The organism is Martelella sp. UBA3392 (assembly GCF_002358775.1).
Lineage (GTDB): Bacteria > Pseudomonadota > Alphaproteobacteria > Rhizobiales > Rhizobiaceae > Martelella > Martelella mediterranea.
On sequence record NZ_DEPM01000205.1, the window covers coordinates 26,474 to 44,576 of the forward strand.

Below are 18,103 nucleotides of genomic sequence, written 5' to 3' on the forward strand. Positions count from 1 at the left end.
GTTTAGCCTGCCGGTTCAGGAAAGAGTCAAATGAAAAACGTCTCTGCATCATTTATGGCGGCGCTTACCGGCGCGCGCGAGAACGGGCTTGTTGTCCGGTCGCTGGTCTATGTGACGGCGCGGGAACGGGCGACGGGTGTTCCGGTTTCGCTCGGCTTCTGGACCGGGGGCGAGGATCTGGATATCGACGTGATCGACGGCGAGAGCGGCGCGATCGTGACGCGGACCTATCTCGGCGACGTCAATCTTGACGTCCAGGAAATCCCGCGGGTTTCCGACATGACGATCCAGACGATCGATATCCGGCTTTCGCAGATCGCGCCGGCTGTTCAGCAGCTTGTGCGCGGCTGGGACGCGCGGCTTGCGGCCGTCGAGGTGCACCAGTTGCTGATCGATCCAGCGACGGGGCAGGCGGTCGGGCCGGCGGAAATCACGTTCCTCGGCGTTGTGGACGGCGAGCCGGTGGCAACGCCTGCGGCGGGCGAGGAGGGCGGGATCACGCTCAATGTGATCTCGGCCGCGATCGCGATGCTTTCGCGCACCAATCCGCTGAAATCCTCCTATGAGGGCCAGAAGCGCCGGCAGGATGATCAGTGGGGCCAATATTCCGGCGTTGTCGAGAACTGGGATATTCCATGGGGGCGGGACGCATGAAAGAGCTTCAGCGTATCGATGGATGGCGGGCGCGGTTTGATGTCGCCTGCGATGATATGCGCCGCACGTCGTTTTCGTGGGGTGAACATGATTGCCTTGTCGGGTTGGTCGGCAATCTGGCTGAAGCGCTGACGGGAGAGGATATCGTTTCACCCTGGCGGCAGCGTTACACCTCCGGCGTCGGCGCGCTGCGCGTGCTGCGCAATGACGGCTTTGCCGATCTCGGCGGTCTCGTGGCAACGATCCTGCCGGAAATCCATATCTCCCGCGCCCGCCTCGGCGATGTCGCGGCCATTCCGTCCGATGACGGTTTCGGGTTCGCGCTCGGCGTCGTCAACGGCGAGCGCATCTTCGTCCTGCAGCCGTCCGGCTTCGGAACGGTCGATCTTCTGAACGCAACGCGCGGCTTCCGCATCGGGTAACAATGACACGATTTCTGCTTTATACGCTGGCCGCGTTTCTCGGCGCGGCGACGGCGGCGCATGCCGCGCCACTGCTTGGTGCGATCGGGGCCGTCGCCGGCTGGATCGGTTCGCTCGGCGCCGTCGGGCAGGCTATTATTGGCATCGGCCTCAGCGTCGGCGCCAGCCTGCTGCAAAAGGCAATTACCGGCAAACAGCAGAAGGCGGACACCCGCGATCCCGGCGTCAATCTGTCGATCCGGATGGGCGACAATCAGCCACTCTCCTTCATCGCCGGCGATTACGCCACCGCCGGGCGGCGCAAATATGCAGGTACATGGGGCGAGGTCGACGGAACGCCGAACGCCTATTTCGTCGACGTGATCGAACTCAGTAGCCTGCCGCAATCCGGGCTCAATGGCGTCTGGGTTGACGACCAGAAGGTGACACTGCTGACAGGCGAGGCGCATGGCGAATTCGGTTTTCCGGTCGCGGAGTACCGGAGCGGCGGCGCGGACTATATGTGGGTCAAGTTCTATAACGGCTCGCAGACTTCGGCGGACGGATATCTGATTGATCGCTTCGGCGGCAATGCCGACAGGCCGTTTACTTCGGCGATGATCGGTCGCGGGGTGACCTATGCGATCGTGACCTGCCGGTACGACAGCGATCTGTTTTCGAGCGCGCCGAGCATGTTGTTCGAGTTGGGCTCGATCCCGCTCTACGATCCGCGCAAGGATAGTTCGGTCGGCGGCAGCGGCGCGCATCGCTGGGACAATCCCGCCACCTGGGAACCGTCAAACAATCTGCCGGTGATTACCTACAATGTCATTCGCGGCGTCTATTACGGCAATCAGTGGATTTATGGCGGGCAAAACCTGAGCGCCTATCGGCTGCCCGCCGCCAACTGGATGGCGGCGATGAATGAGGCGGACGCTCTGGTCGATGACGGCGCCGGCCCGGTTCCGGCTTTTCGGGGCGGGTACGAGTTCCGCGGTGATGAGCGGCCACTCGATGCGATCGAGGATCTTCGTCTTGCCTGCAATGCCCGTCTTGCCGAAGTCGGCGGCGTATTCAAGGTTTCGGTCGGCGCGCCGGGCAGCGCGGTCTACGCCTTTTCGGATGACGATGTTGTCATCACGAAGGGTCAGTCGTTTTCGCCGCATGGATCGCTCGACGACACGGTGAATGCCGTTGAAGCGACCTATCCGGAGCCGGCTGAGAAGTGGACGATGAAGGATGCGCCGGCGCGCTATGACAGCGCGCTGGAAGTGCTTGACGGCAACCGCCGCCTGCCGCAGGGCGTGAGCTTCGAAGCCTGTCCCTATGGCGGGCAGGTGCAGCGACTGATGCTGGCGATGCTGAACGATGCACGCCGTTTCCGCACGCATCAGATATGTCTGCCGCCGGACGCATGGCCGATGGAGCCGAATGACGTCGTTTCCTGGACAAGCGTGCGCAACGGCTATGACAACAAGAAATTCCTGATTGTCGCCGTCGCAGCGCCCATGAGTGCGAATGTCGTCGTGTCACTTAAGGAAATCGACCCGGCCGATTATGACTGGTCTGCGGCAGATGCTCTGCCAACGGCGGTCGGATGGATCGGCAAGATCGGCGTGCCTGCCCAGGTGATGACCGGTTGGACGGTTCAGCCTGCGACACTTTACGACGCCTCCGGCGCGGCCTGGCGGCCGACCATCCGGGTTTCATGGGCTGGCGGGCTGGAGGATGTCGAGCGGGTTTGGGTGCAGGTGCGGCTTGCGGCCTCCGGCGACGTTGTCTTCGACAGCGACAGCTCGCGCTATGCCAGCCCGTACTATTCGCTGCTGCAGCCGGTGTTCCAGCCCAACACTGAATATGAGGTGCGCGGGCGCTATGTGCCGGTTTCGACTCGGCCGACGGAATGGTCCGCCTGGTTGTCGGTGACAACGCCGAATGTGCTCGCCGACCTCGATGTTACGCTTGAGACCGTGGGCGAGGACGTGCGCAAACGCTTCGAGGAGCTGCAGGCGGATCTCAACCGCTCGATCAGGCGCTCGTCCGAACTTGCTATCGCGCTTTCGCTGCAAGGGTCCGTCGGCCTTCTGGACCGTCAGGTCTTGCGCCAGCAGAGCGGCGAGGCGCTGGCGCAGATCATCGAGGAAAAGCTGGTGCGCGCCAGCGAGGATGAGGCGCTTGCCCAGACGCTTGAACTGGTCGGCGCCGAGATCGTCGACGTCTCGGCATCGGTTGTCGAGGAACGCCAGGCGCGCGTCACCGCCGACGAGGCGATCGCGCAGCAGACATCCTCGGTGACCGCGCTGCTGAACGAGAACTTCGCGGCCGGTCAGGTGAAATTCGCCGCCACCGCCAATCAGAGCGGCGTCAATGCCCGCTTCTCCGTCCTCCTGAGGGCCGGCACGGGCAGCGGCTATCATGAAAGCGGCCTCTACCTGGAAATCTACACCGAGGGCGGCGTTCAGCGCTCGCGCTTTGCCGTCAACGCCGACCAGTTCGTGGTGCTCAACAATGGCCAGCGCCCCTTCCTGTTCGAAGGCGGCGTCCTGAAGCTCAACGCCAGCCATATCGGCACGATCGTCGCCGGTCTGTTGCTGGGCTCCAGCGGCAAGACGCGGCTCGATCTCGACAATGACTACCTTTCGGTGAGCGACTGATGGCAACGCGATTTCTCATGACGGCCGGCCGCATCCTGCTGACGAAGCCGGGATATGACGCCCATGACGGCGGGCTTTCCGACAGAAACAAGCTGTTTGATTCCAACTGGAATTTCTCAGGCGTGCTGATCGCGGCCGGGACCATAACGGACCCGGCGCCGGTCAACGGAAATGACGGCCTGACCTCGATATCATCGCCGCTGGTCATTCATTTTCAATCGCCCGGCTATGTGCCGGCCGCCTATGTCACGTTCGAGAACCAGGGCGCCAGCACGCCCTATGACGGCGCGGGCTTTGGCGAGCTACGGATAGAAGACAGCACCGTGGAGGACGGCTCCAAAGTCTATGCCGATCGGCTTGAGCTTTCCCGACCGTCCATCCCCGGCGGCGGCTATCGCCGATATCGCGGCCTGATCCACTATCGCGTGTTCGGGGTCTGACGATGGCAAGACGCATCATTATCGGCAGACATCCAGCCTTCGGCGTTTCCGGCGCGTTCCTGAGCCGGCCCGGCGACGACGTCGTCAACCCGACCGGCGCGCTGCTACTCGACTCCCGCTATCAGAACGTGGCGGTGCACGCCGAAGGCCGCTTTCGCATGGGCCGCACCACCGGCAACGGCTATTCGACATGGTGGGCCACGGTCAATTTCCCCGATCTGGGCTACAGGCCGCTGTTCTACGGGTCGATGACCTACGCCAATCCGCATAACGCCAACGCGGTCCCGGTGGACTCCAGCTATTATCCGACAAGCAGTTGCGTCAATCGCGACACCACGCTCGGCGAGGTCCCGTTTTTCTTCGGCGTCTGGCTGGAGAACAACTGGACGATCAAGGCCAAGACCTACGCCGACACCGGCCCGCGCAACGCGGATTTCGACTTCTATTACATCATCCTGAAGAGGGCGACATGACGCGGCGGGTTTATATCGGCAACGACAATGGCGCGTTCCGCTTTCGCGTCTCCATGCCCGGTCATGATGCGCTGACGGCGGCCGATCAGCATCTGACGATCAAGGAGGGCATGTCGCCGCTGACGCCGAAGGAGATCGTGACCGCATGGGTTGCCGCGCGCTCTTCCGGCGGCCCGCCCTCCACCGTGATGATCAACACGGCGAAGGACTACGGACTTCCGCCCTTCATCGTGCTCAAGGCAACGGACAACACCATTCCCGGCGAAAAGACCTTCTATGCGCGCTTCGAGCCCTATTACGACCGGATCAAATTCTACAACATGGTCGGCCGGCCGTTGACCATCTCCGCATTCATCTTCGACGAGGTTATCTGATGACCGCTTACGCCACTGGCACAATCACGCTCACAAACGGATCGAGGACCGTGACCGGTGATGGCACGGGCTGGGCAACGGCGCTGATCGCCGGCGGCGTGGTCTATCCTCAGGCCGCCGGCAATCCGCTGCCGATCGCAAGCGTCGACAGCGATACCGCGATCACGGCGGCAGTCGAATGGGTCGGCGCTTCCGGCACCTATGCCTATGCTCTGCAGCGGCAGGATGACGCCAACCAGGTGATTGCCAATGCGGTGGCGCTGGCGGACTATATTCGGCGGCTCGACAATGCCTCGCTTTCCGCGCTCTCCGGCCTCGTCCCGGCGGCCGACAAACTTCCGTATTTCAGCGGCGAAGGTTCGGCCGGATTAACCGCGCTGACCGCCTATGCGCGATCGCTACTCGCCGCCGGCAACGCCAGCACGGCTTTGACCACGCTCGGCGTTTCGGCATTTGCCCAGGAACTCTTGGAGAGCACAAATGCGGCGGCGACGCTTGGCGCGCTGGGCGTCTCGTCGTTCATTCAGGGGCTTTTGGACGACGGGGACGCGGCGGCGGCCCGGGCAACGCTGGGGGCGGCATCGTCAGCGGCGCTTTCAGGCTATCTCCCCGTTGGCGGCACGGCGGCAAATGCGAGTGCAGTTGGTGGTGCCTCTCTATCATCCTTGGCTAGAGTAGCTTCCGATTACATTCACGCCCCAGGCGCCAAGAGAGTGTTGTTTTCGACGGGCAGTTCGATTTCCATGATCTATTCGAACAATGTTCGGTTCGCATGGGATAGCGGCTTTTACTACAGCATCGACGGCAACAATTTTGTTCTGATCAATTCATTGCCGTCCGATGCGAAATACAAGGATGTCGTCGAGGATACGAACGAATTCAACCTCGCGGCGCTTGCGCCGGTCAGGTGGCAGAGAAAAGAGGATATCCCGGTCGGGCTTCCTGAGGGTGATCGTCTTGGCTTCCTTGCACAAGACTTGCTGGCGTTCGATCCAGCCCTGGTTCGGGAAACGCCCGTCCCGGACAAATCAGGGGAAACATACCTGGCACTTGCAGATGACGCCGCCTTGCAGCTCATCGCATATCTTTGGCGGGCCGTGCGCGACCTGAGCGATAGCGTGGCCGAACTCGAAACAGCGGTTTCTGCGCAAGCATAGCAGGCAGGTGGCCATAGCCTCAGGGCCATGGCGCGGCGGGGTCTAGATTGGCGTCATGACACGCCGGGCAGCGATCTTGCGGTAGGCACATGGTCGGCGCTGATGCAGAACACCCTCGTGGCACCGCTGCAGAACTAGAAGGGGGGCGCGCGTCTGCGATCAGAAGAGGCGATTGCGCTGGCGACAGCTCTCGGCGAGTTCGTGCAATCGACCTTCGATCGCAGGGCGGCGGTGCTTGCCGCGATCGCGGATGGATCGATAACGGCAGCCGCTGAAATTGATACGGCTTTACTTGATGTGATTGGAGCACAGCGATGATCGGTCTTGGATTTGGGTTGAGCTTGGCTAGCGGCACCCGGACAGAGGGCGGCGGGGGCCTGCTGGCCGCGACCCGAGCGTATTTCGCGGCCGGCATCGCGGATGGCGGCGCTGAGGCCCCCGAGGCTTACAAGAGCATCGTCAACACTCTGGTCGATGGCTTGAACGCCGCCGGCCTCTGGTCCCGGCTGGACTTCCTGCACCTGTTGCGCGGACACGACAGCAAGGTTTCGCTAGTCAACCTGATCGACCCGGCCACCAACAAGGCAGCGCTCGTCAACTCTCCGGCATTCACCGCCTATGTGGGCATGCTTGGTGACGGCGCATCCGCTCATCTGACGACCGGGTTCGATCCTATCAACGGGGCCCAGCAGTTCGGTCGCGACAGCGGCCACTTTGGCGCCTGGGACGTCACCGATATGGCGGAAATCGGCAGCCCGCTGATAGGAGGCACGGCCGCCGAGAACAATCTGTTTCCGCGCAATACATCGAACGTGATGACCGGCCGGGTCAACTCCGCGCGCGCCGTTACCACGTCCGGCATGATAACGGATAGCCGGGGCTATAGTCTTGTGACACGGACCGATGCGAACACCGTTCGCCTGTACAAGTCCGGAACGCAGGTGGCGGTAGACGTCGCAAACGCCTCATCGGCTCTGGCGACATCGGTTGTCTATTACCTGCGCAGCGTCCTTACCTATTCCGCCCGCCGCATCGCCATCGGGCATGGCGGCGCCGGCCTGACCGCGCAACAGGTTTCCGACCTCAACATTCTGTTCTCGGCCTACATCGCCGCGACAGACGCACTCGCAGCATAGGAGCAGCTCCCATGATGATGAACTGGTTCGTCCTCACCTTGTCGCAGAAATCCGCCGTCGAAGCCTTCAATGGAACGGCCTCCGGCCTGATCGACGCGCGCGCGATCGACAACGCCACGCCTGGCGCCGGCATCAACCTGAACGATGCGGCCGACGCGTTCGCGCCGGGTGATCCCGTGACGCTCACCGGCATGGAGGTCGTGCCGAAGCGCGTGGTCGACGACCCCGATCAGGCGGCGGAGGCCAAGGCGCTCCTGCTGACGCTGCCGTGGTGCTCGCTGGAAAACGAGACGATCTTCGCGCCTCCCTCCAGCGAGGACTAGTCTCCGCGCTGGCAGGGAGGTGGCCATGGCCTCACGGCCATGGCGCGGCGGGGTCTAGATTGGCGCCAGGACCCGCCGGGCAGCACTTTACGATAACCGCCACACCAACGCTCAAAATGTCTGAGGCGGCGGAATAATCCCCATAATCTCGGGCCGTTGACGGCCTGTTTCAAAAGGACAATCGAAATGGAAATCACCACGGTCTCGCGCCGGGGGGCAACCTTCGTGCGCCTGCATGAGGGCAATCCCCGCACTGCCTATCTCGATCCGACCGGTACGCCGACGCTCGGGCCGGGCTTCACGATGGCGTCGCCCTATTGCCGTGCGGAGCTGGCGAAGATCGGTATTACCAAAATCGTGCCCGGCAAGACGACGATCGCCAATGATGATGCCGAACGGATCCTGAAGGTGGTTCTCGATACCGGCTACGGCCGTGAGGTTGTCGCCAATTCGCCGGCTGACCGGACGCAATGCCAGATGGATGCGGCGGCGAGCGCGGCCTATAACCTCGGCGGCCGGGTGGTGAGCAAATGGACGTTCGGCAAGCTGTGGCGGGCCGGAAAGATCAAGCAGGCTGCCGATCATCTCGGGTCGCACTATAACACCTCGAAGGGCAAGCGCCTGCCCGGCCTCGTGCGCCGGCGCAAGGAAGAGGCGCTGATGTTCGAAAAGGGCATCTACACCGGCGTCGACACGGTCACAGCAGCGCCTGCAGGGGTGGCGCGCGAGGCGACCGAAACCGCGCCCGAGACCGGCGATCCCGTGGTTCGGGACGTCCAGGAGATGCTGAAGAAGCGCGGCTTGGATCCCGGCGAGATCGATGGCTGGTTCGGGCAGAAAACAAAAGCGGCCGTGATGACCTATCAGATGGCGCACCCGCATCTGAAGAATGACGGCATCATCGGTCCGGCGACGATTGCGCAGCTGAGGCGCGACATGGCAGCGCTGAAGGATGCGGCGGAGAAGTCCGGCGCCTCTGCCGTGGCCTCCGGCGCTATCGCCTGGGCGTCAGGCCTGCCGGTCGGCTGGATTGTCGGCGGCGTCGTCATTGTTGCCGCAGCGTGGTTCGCCTGGCGCTATCGTGATGTCATCGCGCGGCGTTTCAATACCATGACCGGCAGGACGGTGGAGATATGATCGCCGTTCTCGTGACATGGTTGGCGAAGCTCGGTGCGGGCGGGATTGTCGACCGCGCCATCGAACTGGTCGAAATGCGCGCCGGGGCTCTGAACGATCGCGAGACGATCCAGGCTGACCTGACCGCCGAATACCTGCGGCAGGTCATTGCCGAAACGCAGGAAATGGCGGAACTCAGTAAGGCCAAATTCGCCGTGCCGTGGTTCTGGCTGTTTGCCGGCTTATTTCTGGCGCCGCTTGCCATATGGTGGGCGGCGGTCTGCTTCTACAACATGCTCTGGTGCCCAGACTGCATCTATGCACAGCCCTGGACGATTGCAGCCTTTCCCGCACCGCTCGATGACTGGGCCGGGAACATGATCCAGTGGATCTTCTATGTCGGCTCCGGCGTTGCCGGGCTTCGCGCAATTCTAAAAAAATGAGGACAGAACATGACGGTCGATCTTGCTCGTCATCTGGGAGAGGTACAGGGCAAGCTCGATGCTCTGATTCGGAAAGTGGATGAAAACCGGACCAGCCATGACGAAATCCATGATCGGCTGAACCATGTAGAGCATCAGAATGAACGTCTGCTTGAACAGAACAAGGTGCTTTCAGACCGCCTCGGTGAAACCGAGGAGTTCGTCGCCGAATACCAGAAGATCAAGCAGATTGGTCGGGGTTATATCCTCGGCGCCGCCATGGCCGGGACCGGGTTCGGGGTGTGGCTTTCCGATGGACTGATGCAGGTGCTGAAGGCGCTGAAGGGCGGGTGAGGGCCAGTGAGCGACTTCCCTAAATTCGACACTGACGTAAACTGCGATCTACTGTCTGTTGGTCTTCGCGGAACAGGTGATCAAAGACATCGATACGCTAGCAACGCTAGCCCAATTTTAAGGCGAGGACCGCCCTCTTCGCGAAAAAGGGCGAGACGACCTTGGTCGAGTTTTCGCTGGGCTTGATCTGCTCTTACTAGACGGCATCATCCGTATCGGGAAGAACAAGGTAAATCAAAACGGCAATGATCGTGATGAAAAAACGGAAGGCACTTGGCACGCCGTTCCATTGGCCGGACATCCACATGCCGAACCATTCGCCGCCAATCGACATGAAACCAACCTGCCAGGTCAAAAAGCCTATGGTCAGACCGACTATCGCCCATTTCTTGCGGGCGTTAAACTCTTTCGCGGAGCCGCCGCTGGCAGCGAGCATCTTAAACCCGCCCACCCAGCAAAGGAGGGCGGTGAGTGTCTCCAGCGCAATAATGAAGATGTACCCCGCATGATGGAGCGCTTCGGATTCAATTGCGCGATACTTGATCGATGACTCCGGAAAAATCGTGTCCATCAGGAAAACGTGGTGGACAAAAGCGAAATTGGATCCGTAATCCGTGATGTTGCCGAATGCCACGAGCGAAGCAAAAAAGGCAATGGCAAGCACCGTAAAGGACTTTGACAGCCGGATGGTCATATCAATCTAACTCCTTGGTATTTTGTTTTTTTTGACAACAGGCTAAGCTGGCGCTTTCGTTCTGACAACAGCTCTTACGGCCGCTAATGCGCGAAGTCTCTCGCGCATGCGGTCGAGGCGCAAGTGCGCTTCAAACTGGCTGCGTGACTGTTTTTGAACGCTTTGCTATGAAGCTTGATAAGCGGCCCACGAGGTGCATCAGCGTACCAGCGGCTGCGGGAACCCTAGATCCATGAATTGAACGTGTGAGAATGGAGTTTTCTGCATGGGGCAGAGCTATCGTCCGTTCTGGGCGAGAATAGTCAGGGGGAGACACTGGCGCTCAATGCACATCGGATCGTGGTTTCCCCATGTTCCGTTGGCACTTGCCATCGGTATCGGTGGCTTGCTGCAATTATTGCCGGCGTTCGGATCGCTTCAGAGCCTGATTTCCGTGTTGCCCGTTCCAGCGAGTGACCTCAGCGGCCTGTCTGTAGGCTTCAAGGCGCTGGCGATACGCGGCGTCTCGCAGGAATTGGTCGGCGGGCTATTGACGCTGTTGTCGATCGGGCTGCTCTGGCGATCGCGACTGGCCTGGGTGCTGACGCTTCTGATGACGGCAGCATCGCTCGTCATGCAGCTTCTCTTGCACTCGGATCCCAACACCGCATTGGTCGCTTATAGCGTGCTACTGCTGATCTCGCTTTTGCTGACGCGGCAGAGTTTTCACCGGGCCAGCCTTACCATCGGAACCCTGTTCGCGCTCGTGGGCATCCTCCTCACCATGGGGTACGGCGTGCTTGGCAGCTACGTTCTCGGCAAGGGATTCTCGCCTGCAATCGGAAATTTCGACGCGGCGCTATATTTCACCGTCGTCACCATGTCTACGGTCGGTTACGGCGACATTACCCCGCACACCGACGACGCGCGGCTTTTCACCATGTCACTGATCGTTCTCGGACTGGTGGTTTTTGCCACCTCGCTGACGACGATCGCCGGCCCGGTGATCAACAGGCGGATGATGAGCCTGCTGCAACCCAGGAAGAAGCATATGAAACGCACCGGTCATATTATCGTCGCAGGCCAGAATGCGCTGGCCCGCAACGTGGTCAAATCGTTGGAAAAGCGCGGAACACAGGTAACCGCGATATGGGCCACAGCCCCACAAGCTGGTATCGAGCCGCCCGATGATCTGATCGTCGGCGATGCGACCAATAGCGAGGTGCTCGAAAGTGCCGGGGTGAGCCAGGCGCGAGCCGTGTTGGCGCTGCAAGACAGCGATTCCGACAATGCCTTTGTCTCGCTTGCAGCCAAGGACATCAATCCGGACGTGCGAACCTTGCTGGCAGTTAATGATGCGCACAACATGGACCGGATGCGCCGGGTAAAGCCTGACGCGGTACTCGCATTGCCCGTCATCGGGGCAGAGTTGGTCGCGATGGCGCTGAGCGGCGAGGAAATCAAGACTGATCACCTGCTGGACCAGTTGCTGCGGCTTGGCTGATCGAAAGCGACCGCACGGCGTCGGCCGATCGGCTTTGACCAACGGCGCTCTGGTGAGGTTATGGCTGCGCCGAGGATAAGACGCGCTCAAGATACTGCCGAACAGACTGACGGCAGGGCATCTGTCTGCAGAGCCGATTCCTCGACCGTTCTTGAAGGTTAGAAGAGACTCTGTTGACATATTAAAATAGGAGAACGAAACAAGAACGAAATTAACGGAGAGTCGAAATGTCAGAAAAACAGAAGATCATCATCATGCCTTTCAAGAAAGGGAAGAGGGGAAGCCTGACGCCCGGTGAAATGAGGGAGGCCAGTTCCGCCGCCGCAGCCGAACGGACCGTGGATGCAATGGCATCCCGATTCGCCGGTGTCGCGGCTTTTGAGGTCACTGTGGACGATGAGAACGGGTATTTTTCAAGCCCGCGTTTGCTGCACAGCTGTGGCACTATCATCGATCTCTCGAAGGATGATTGAAAATTGTAAAGTTCAGGCCCGCGCGCGCTGACTTCGGTCTGAGGAGCGATACCCGGCCTGAAGTCTTCGTCACTCACTTCGATGGTGGGTGCGGCGAGGCTCTTTCAGATTCGATGGCCACTCGGCATATTTGCCGCCGGGCTGTCGGGTGCGTGAATAGCGCGGATACTCAGGAGCGACGGTCGGAAACAGCGGCGGCAGAACGCCTCCACGCATTTCAATGCAACCCCGATTTGTCTACCCGATATAGCGGTCGCCGCAGTACTCATGGCAGCGTTTCAGGCCGACGACTATGCGGGCTCGCCAGCCATGCCATTATGGCGAAATAGGTTTACACAAGCTATGAATTCGTCAATGTTTTCATAGATCGCGGTTTACAGGAAAACGCCGCATATACTCTGAATTATCTGGATTGCGCCATGGCCTTCTAAGCCGACGGTCGCAGGTTCGAATCCTGCAGGGGTCGCCATTGATTCCATTGTACAGCCCGAAGACATCGGTAACAGATTGTACCTAAGACATGGGTGGCAACCTTGTGCCGAACGGGTTGTCTATTGTCGGCAAGGTTCCATCGCTCATTCCAAGTGGCACGAAGACCGCGCAGGGGTGGCGATCGAACGGGACGGCTATGGTATCGCTAATCCGAAAACTGCTCCGCCAGAATCCGTTCCGACCATGAGCGGTTCGGGTCGGAGAGCACCTTGGCGCGGGCTTCGGGGTCCTGTTCGATGCGGACATGGAGCACGTGCTTGACCTCGGTGTGGTCGGCGAAGGCGTTGACGATCCGCTTTTCCGGCTCCAGCACCGCGATATCGACGACGGCGGTGTTGGGCAGAAGCGCGCCGCGCCAGCGACGGGGGCGGAAGGCGCTGACCGGGGTTATCGCCAGAAGCGGCGCTTCCAGCGGGATGATCGGTCCGTGGACGGAGAGATTGTAGGCGGTTGAGCCGGCGGGCGTTGCGACCAGTATGCCGTCGCAGGCAAGCTCCGGCAGGCGCACCCTGCCGTCAACGCTGACCTGCAGCTTGGCCGCCTGGTGGGACTGACGCAGCATCGAGACCTCGTTGATCGCCAGCGCGATCGAAGAGGTTCCGTCGGCATTGCGCGTGGTCATGCGCAGCGGCCGCAGCTCGTTCATGTCTGCGATCGCCAGACGGCCGAGCAGATCGACGGTCGAATACTCGTTCATCAGGAAGCCGACGGAACCGCGGTTCATGCCGTAGACCGGGGTTTCGGAGTTCATGTATTCATGCAGCGTCTGCAGCATGAAGCCGTCGCCGCCGAGCGCCACGATGTATTCCGCTTCTTCCGGCGCAACATTGCCATAAAGCTGTGTCAGTTCGGATAAAGCCACCTCGGCATCTTCGGTTCCGGAGGAGAGAAAGCACAGGGCGGGTGTGGTCTTGGGCATATCGCTTTTCCGTTCGGGTTTGGCGCGGGGGCCAGATCACCCGAGCGGGCCGCGATTTGCAAGCCCCTCGCGCCGCCGATCTTTCCGGCTGTGCCAAAATAGCGATGAAATAGATGATTTTTTCGTTTTACAGCAGGGCCAAATCTGATAGTTGGCATGCCCAATGCCCTTGTAGCTCAGTTGGTAGAGCATCTGATTTGTAATCAGAGGGTCGCGGGTTCGAATCCTGCCGGGGGCACCAAGCCGCTTTCAGGGTGACCGCCAGGGCGTCGAAAACGACACGTCCGGCAGGGAGACGCCCTGGCGCCATTTTGCCCAAGCCCGGAAAAGCTTGTCAAAATGCCGAGGATATTGCAAGAAGTCGCGCCCGGCCATGACGCCGCGTTTGCGCATGTAACCCAACGGCTTTCAAGCCGATATGAAATGAAGGTATGGATATGCAGGTAACCGAAACGCTCGCCGAAGGGCTGAAGCGCGAAATCAAGATCACAGTTCCTGCGGATGATCTGAAGGCGCGCATGAACGAACGCCTGGCGGATGCCAAGGACAAGGTTCGCATCAACGGCTTCCGTCCGGGCAAGGTGCCGATGTCGCACCTCAAGAAGCTTTACGGCAAGTCGATCATGGCGGAAATCGTCAACGAGACACTGCAGGAAAAGCCGCAGGCCGTGATCGCCGAGCGCGGCGAACGCGCCGCTGGCCAGCCGAAGGTCGACATGACCGAGGATGAGGGCGAGGCCAACAAGGTCCTGAACGGCGAGCTCGATTTTGAATTCACGGTATCCTACGAGGTTCTGCCGAAGTTCGAACTGCAGCCGACCGACGGCCTGAAGGTCGAGCGCCCGGTCGTCGACATCTCCGATGAGGAAGTCGAGGAGCAGGTCAAGGCGGTTGCCGAGAATGCCCGCGAATACGAGACCAAGAAGGGCAAGGCCGCCAATGGCGACCGCGTCACCATAGACTATGTCGGCAAGATCGACGGCGAAGCCTTTGAGGGCGGCGCCGACACCGATTCGCAGCTCGTGCTCGGCTCCAACCGTTTCATCCCCGGCTTCGAGGAGCAGCTCGTCGGCGTCAAGGCCGAAGACGAGAAGCAGATCAAGGTCACCTTCCCGGAAGACTATCCGGCAGCCCATCTCGCCGGCAAGGAAGCCGTGTTTGACGTCACCGTGAAGGAAGTTGCCTCCGCCGGCGAGCTGGAGATCAACGACGCGCTGGCCGAAAAGCTGGGCCTTGAATCGGCCGATCGCCTCCGCGAACTCGTGCGCGAGCAGATCGTCGGTCAGTACAACCAGTTCACCCGTCAGAAGGTCAAGCGTCAGATCCTCGATCAGCTTGACGAGCAGTACGCCTTCGAAGCGCCGCAGTCGCTGGTTGAAGCCGAGTTCGAGAACATCTGGCGTCAGGTCCAGGCCGATCTGGAGCGTTCGGGCAAGACCTTCGAGGATGAGGACACTACGGAAGAGGAAGCGCGCGGCGAATACCGCAAGCTTGCCGAACGTCGCGTTCGTCTCGGCCTGGTGCTGTCCGAAATCGGCGAGAAGGCCGGCGTTCAGGTTTCCGACGAGGAAATGCAGCGCGCGCTTTACGACCAGATGCGCCAGTATCCCGGCCAGGAGCAGGAAATCCTGAAGTTCTTCCGCGAAACCCCCGGCGCCCAGGCTTCGCTGCGCGCGCCGATCTTCGAGGAAAAGGTGGTCGACCACCTGCTCGAAGGCATCGACGTCAAGGATGTCACGGTCTCCAAGGAAGAGCTGATGGCGGACGACGACGACGAGGTTGCTGGAGCGACCAAGAAGTCTGACGAGAAGCCTGCCGCCAAGAAAAAGGCCGCGCCGAAGAAGGCCGCAGCCAAGTCCGAAGATGATGCGGCTTCCGAAGAGGCTGAGAAGCCTGCCGCCAAGAAGGCGCCTGCCAAGAAGGCCGCTCCGAAGAAGGCTGCTGCTGCCAAGGCTGATGCCGACGGCGACGAGAAGCCCGCGCCGAAGAAAAAGGCCGCGCCGAAAAAGAAGGCCGACGACAGCGCCGAATAAGCCTGCGGCTTCGTGAATTTAAAGCCCGCCCGGTTCGCCCGGGCGGGTTTTTTGTTGCCTGTCCATTTTCAATGTTTCTCGACCGTCAGTCTTCCGCAAGCCGTTCGAGCGCGAGCCTTCCGACGGTCAGCGGAATGTCGGCCCTGGGATCGTCATCCCGCAGGAACCAGACTGCGGAGAGGCCGCACCAGGCAATAATCCAGCGGAGAAGGCGTGTCCGGTCGAGATCGGCGTCCGCTGCGACAATGTCCAGACGGCGGTCGAAGCGGCTCTCATCGCGCGCGATGACGGCGTCCGGGACATCGATATCCGGATTGCAGAAGGTATTGGCGAAGTCAAAGGCGCGCTCGCCGTAAAGCCCCTTGGGATCGATGGCGAGGAAGCCGCGTTCACCGAAATCCAGAATATTGCCGTGGTGCAGGTCGCCGTGCAGCGGGCGGAGGTCTTGCGGGTCGCTCAGCAGGCGGCGCGCCTCGTCCGCGGCCCGGTCGAGGAATGGGTGTTTGCCGGGCGTCGCCTCCAGCAGCGCCCGGAAATAGCGGTCGAGCGGCGTCAGCGGGGGCAAAGGGGCAGGGCGGTCGGCATGCAGCCTTGAGGCAGTTGCGCAGATCTGGCGGCAGGCGCGATCATCCTCGCTGGAAAGCGACAAGGCGGTCAGCGATACTGAACCCGTCGCCCGTTCCATCAGGATCGCATTGTCGGCTTCGGCGAAAATGCGGGCTGCGCCATCGCCGTCCCACCATTTGAGCAGGGTGGCACCGATGGCTTCCTCCGGATCGGTGAACCGCTTCAGCATCGCTGGCCGGCCGTCGCGGAGCACCGGCAGCAACGCGCCGGTGGCTGTCACGATCGGCGCGCCATCGGGGATTAGCCGCCATTCGGCCAGCAGCGCGTCGAACATGGCCTATTCGCTCTGCTCGGCGGCCTCCAGCATCGCGATCCTGTTGGAGGCGTCGAGGCCGGCGATCTTGTAGGCTTCGGCAAGGGTCGGATAGTTGAACGTGTTCTCGACGAAGTATTCCACCGTGCCCTTGAGGTTCAGCACCGCCTGGCCGATGTGGATCAGTTCGGTCGCGCCTTCGCCGACGATATGGACGCCGAGCAGACGGTGGGTCTTCAGCGAGAAGATCATCTTCAGAAGGCCGTTCTGGATGCCCATGATGTGGCCGCGCGAGGTTTCGCGGAAGAAGGCGATGCCGCATTCATAGGCGATGCCGCGTTCCTGAATTTCCTCCTCGGTCATGCCGCAGGTCGACATTTCCGGCACGGCATAGATGCCGTAGGGGAAGAATTGCGGCGGCTCCTCGGCCTCCGCGCCCACGGCGTGGCGGGCGGCGATGCGGCCCTGTTCCATCGAGGTCGAGGCAAGGGCAGGGAAGCCGATCACGTCGCCGGCGGCGTAGATATGCGGCACATCGGTCTGGAAGGTGATCGGATCGACCTTGATGCGGCCGCGACGGTCGGCCTCCAGCCCCACGGACTGCAGGTTCAGCGTGTCGGTCGCGCCCTGGCGGCCGGCGGCAAACAGCACCGATTCGGCCATCAGCACCCGGCCGTTGGACAGTGTGACGCGGGCCTTGCCGTCGGCGATCTTCTCCACCTTGTCAGCGCCCGCGCCAAACAGCAGCTTGACATTGCGGTCGCGCAGTTGGGCGGCGAAATTGTCGCGGATCTCGCGGTCGATGAAATCCAGCATGCTGTCGCGCGGCTCGACCACGATCACCTGGGTATCGAGCGCGGAAAAGATGGTGGCATATTCGATGCCGATCACGCCGGCGCCGACGACGATCATCGAGCGCGGGATCGCCTTGATGTTCAGCAGCTCGTCGCTGTCCATCACCGTCTGGCCGTCGAAGGGCACGTTCGGCGGGCGGTATGGCCGCGTGCCGACCGAGATCAGCACCGCTTCGGCATGAACCCGCTGGATCTCGCCGCTGTCCTTCTCGATTTCGATTGTATGGGCATCGACGAAATGAGCGAAGCCGCGCACCTGCTCGACGCGGTTGCGCTCGAACTGCCATTCCAGAACGTCGATCTCGTAATCCAGCGTCTTGATCAGGCGGGCCCGCAGGTCGTCGGCGGTGATCTTCTGCTTGACCCGGTAGGAGCGGCCGTAGAAGCCGCGCTCGCGCCAACCGGTGAGGTTCAGCACGGTTTCGCGCATCGTCTTGGAGGGGATGGTGCCGGTGTGGACGGATACGCCCCCTACCTGAGAGCCCTTGTCGATGACGAGCGCCGTCTTTCCGAGCTTGGCGGCCTGCACCGCGGCGCGCCGGCCGGCCGGACCGCTGCCGATGACGACCAGATCGTAAGAATTCATGAAATCACCCCGATTTGGTTATTCAGATGCCGAGACATGTGCCGGGAGGCACAATCAACTTGTTCTGCCGCATGTCCGCCGTCGCCGGATGATTCCGCCTGACATGCGAAATGCTTTACGTGAAATGGTTCCCGCGCCGCAACAGCGCGGAGTTTGCGGCGCAATATGGTCCCGCTCCGTGATGT

General features: G+C 61.2%; 19 protein-coding genes and 1 tRNA gene. 16 read left to right on the forward strand and 4 right to left on the reverse strand.

The genetic code is table 11. The features are described 5' to 3' along the window. The first annotated feature begins 30 nt into the window (after positions 1-30). The 12 genes from B4E36_RS15770 to B4E36_RS15825 all read left to right on the forward strand — a co-directional run bounded on the left by B4E36_RS15770 (position 31) and on the right by B4E36_RS15825 (position 9,504). Entirely contained in the window at positions 31-654 is a 624-nt protein-coding gene (locus B4E36_RS15770) for a hypothetical protein (RefSeq protein WP_292055011.1), read from the forward strand. Then, positions 651-1,076, forward strand: a complete 426-nt coding sequence (locus B4E36_RS15775; RefSeq protein ID WP_292055009.1) for a DUF6950 family protein — start codon at positions 651-653, stop codon at positions 1,074-1,076. Before B4E36_RS15770 ends, B4E36_RS15775 begins: the two co-directional genes overlap by 4 nt. 2 nt (positions 1,077-1,078) lie before the next feature. Then, complete coding sequence (locus B4E36_RS15780; RefSeq protein ID WP_292055006.1) at positions 1,079-3,709, forward strand: phage tail protein; 2,631 nt, start codon at positions 1,079-1,081, stop codon at positions 3,707-3,709. After that, complete coding sequence (locus B4E36_RS15785) at positions 3,709-4,149, forward strand: hypothetical protein (RefSeq protein ID WP_292055005.1); 441 nt, start codon at positions 3,709-3,711, stop codon at positions 4,147-4,149. The genes B4E36_RS15780 and B4E36_RS15785 overlap by 1 nt, the downstream gene beginning before the upstream one ends. 2 nt (positions 4,150-4,151) lie before the next feature. After that, positions 4,152-4,622 carry a hypothetical protein gene (locus tag B4E36_RS15790; protein WP_292055004.1) on the forward strand — a complete coding sequence of 157 codons (471 nt, stop codon included), beginning with the start codon at positions 4,152-4,154 and terminating at the stop codon, positions 4,620-4,622. Beyond that, positions 4,619-4,996 carry a hypothetical protein gene (locus B4E36_RS15795; RefSeq protein WP_292055003.1) on the forward strand — a complete coding sequence of 126 codons (378 nt, stop codon included), beginning with the start codon at positions 4,619-4,621 and terminating at the stop codon, positions 4,994-4,996. The genes B4E36_RS15790 and B4E36_RS15795 overlap by 4 nt, the downstream gene beginning before the upstream one ends. Then, positions 4,996-6,153, forward strand: a complete 1,158-nt coding sequence (locus B4E36_RS15800; protein WP_292055002.1) for a hypothetical protein — start codon at positions 4,996-4,998, stop codon at positions 6,151-6,153. Before B4E36_RS15795 ends, B4E36_RS15800 begins: the two co-directional genes overlap by 1 nt. A gap of 314 nt (positions 6,154-6,467) precedes the next feature. Then, positions 6,468-7,289 (forward strand): hypothetical protein, encoded by an 822-nt coding sequence (locus B4E36_RS15805; RefSeq protein WP_292055001.1) that lies wholly within the window; start codon positions 6,468-6,470, stop codon positions 7,287-7,289. Positions 7,290-7,300: 11 nt separating this feature from the next. Next, positions 7,301-7,612: a hypothetical protein gene (locus B4E36_RS15810; protein ID WP_292055000.1), complete on the forward strand. Its 312-nt coding sequence runs from the start codon at positions 7,301-7,303 to the stop codon at positions 7,610-7,612. A gap of 186 nt (positions 7,613-7,798) precedes the next feature. Beyond that, positions 7,799-8,749 carry a glycoside hydrolase family protein gene (locus B4E36_RS15815; RefSeq protein WP_292054999.1) on the forward strand — a complete coding sequence of 317 codons (951 nt, stop codon included), beginning with the start codon at positions 7,799-7,801 and terminating at the stop codon, positions 8,747-8,749. After that, positions 8,746-9,171, forward strand: coding sequence for a hypothetical protein (locus B4E36_RS15820; protein ID WP_292054998.1), 426 nt, complete (start codon positions 8,746-8,748; stop codon positions 9,169-9,171). The genes B4E36_RS15815 and B4E36_RS15820 overlap by 4 nt, the downstream gene beginning before the upstream one ends. Before the next feature lie 9 nt (positions 9,172-9,180). Then, a complete protein-coding gene (locus B4E36_RS15825; protein ID WP_292054997.1) occupies positions 9,181-9,504 on the forward strand; it encodes a hypothetical protein in 324 nt (107 codons plus the stop codon). A 196-nt stretch (positions 9,505-9,700) separates the two neighbouring features. Here the strand turns inward: B4E36_RS15825 and B4E36_RS15830 are convergent, their stop codons facing one another. Next, a complete protein-coding gene (locus B4E36_RS15830) occupies positions 9,701-10,198 on the reverse strand; it encodes a DUF2165 family protein (RefSeq protein ID WP_292054996.1) in 498 nt (165 codons plus the stop codon). Between the two features lie 325 nt (positions 10,199-10,523). Here B4E36_RS15830 and B4E36_RS15835 point away from each other — a divergent pair, with 325 nt between their 5' ends. Then, a complete protein-coding gene (locus B4E36_RS15835) occupies positions 10,524-11,681 on the forward strand; it encodes an NAD-binding protein (protein WP_292054995.1) in 1,158 nt (385 codons plus the stop codon). Between the two features lie 227 nt (positions 11,682-11,908). Continuing rightward, positions 11,909-12,154 carry a hypothetical protein gene (locus tag B4E36_RS15840; RefSeq protein WP_292054994.1) on the forward strand — a complete coding sequence of 82 codons (246 nt, stop codon included), beginning with the start codon at positions 11,909-11,911 and terminating at the stop codon, positions 12,152-12,154. Between the two features lie 637 nt (positions 12,155-12,791). Here the strand turns inward: B4E36_RS15840 and B4E36_RS15845 are convergent. Next, positions 12,792-13,565, reverse strand: a complete 774-nt coding sequence (locus B4E36_RS15845) for an NAD kinase (protein ID WP_292054993.1) — start codon at positions 13,563-13,565, stop codon at positions 12,792-12,794. Positions 13,566-13,730: 165 nt separating this feature from the next. Here B4E36_RS15845 and B4E36_RS15850 point away from each other — a divergent pair. Together B4E36_RS15850 and tig are read left to right on the forward strand one after the other, a co-directional pair. Continuing rightward, positions 13,731-13,806 (forward strand) — tRNA-Thr (locus B4E36_RS15850). A gap of 196 nt (positions 13,807-14,002) precedes the next feature. Further along, on the forward strand, positions 14,003-15,598 hold the full coding sequence (gene tig / locus B4E36_RS15855) for a trigger factor (RefSeq protein WP_292055057.1): 1,596 nt from the start codon (positions 14,003-14,005) through the stop codon (positions 15,596-15,598). Positions 15,599-15,683: 85 nt separating this feature from the next. Here the strand turns inward: tig and B4E36_RS15860 are convergent, their stop codons facing one another. Both B4E36_RS15860 and sthA read right to left on the reverse strand, forming a co-directional pair. Continuing rightward, positions 15,684-16,499, reverse strand: a complete 816-nt coding sequence (locus B4E36_RS15860) for an aminoglycoside phosphotransferase family protein (protein WP_292054992.1) — start codon at positions 16,497-16,499, stop codon at positions 15,684-15,686. Between the two features lie 3 nt (positions 16,500-16,502). Further along, positions 16,503-17,918, reverse strand: coding sequence for a Si-specific NAD(P)(+) transhydrogenase (gene sthA, locus B4E36_RS15865; RefSeq protein ID WP_230718228.1), 1,416 nt, complete (start codon positions 17,916-17,918; stop codon positions 16,503-16,505). Positions 17,919-18,103: the final 185 nt, after the last annotated feature.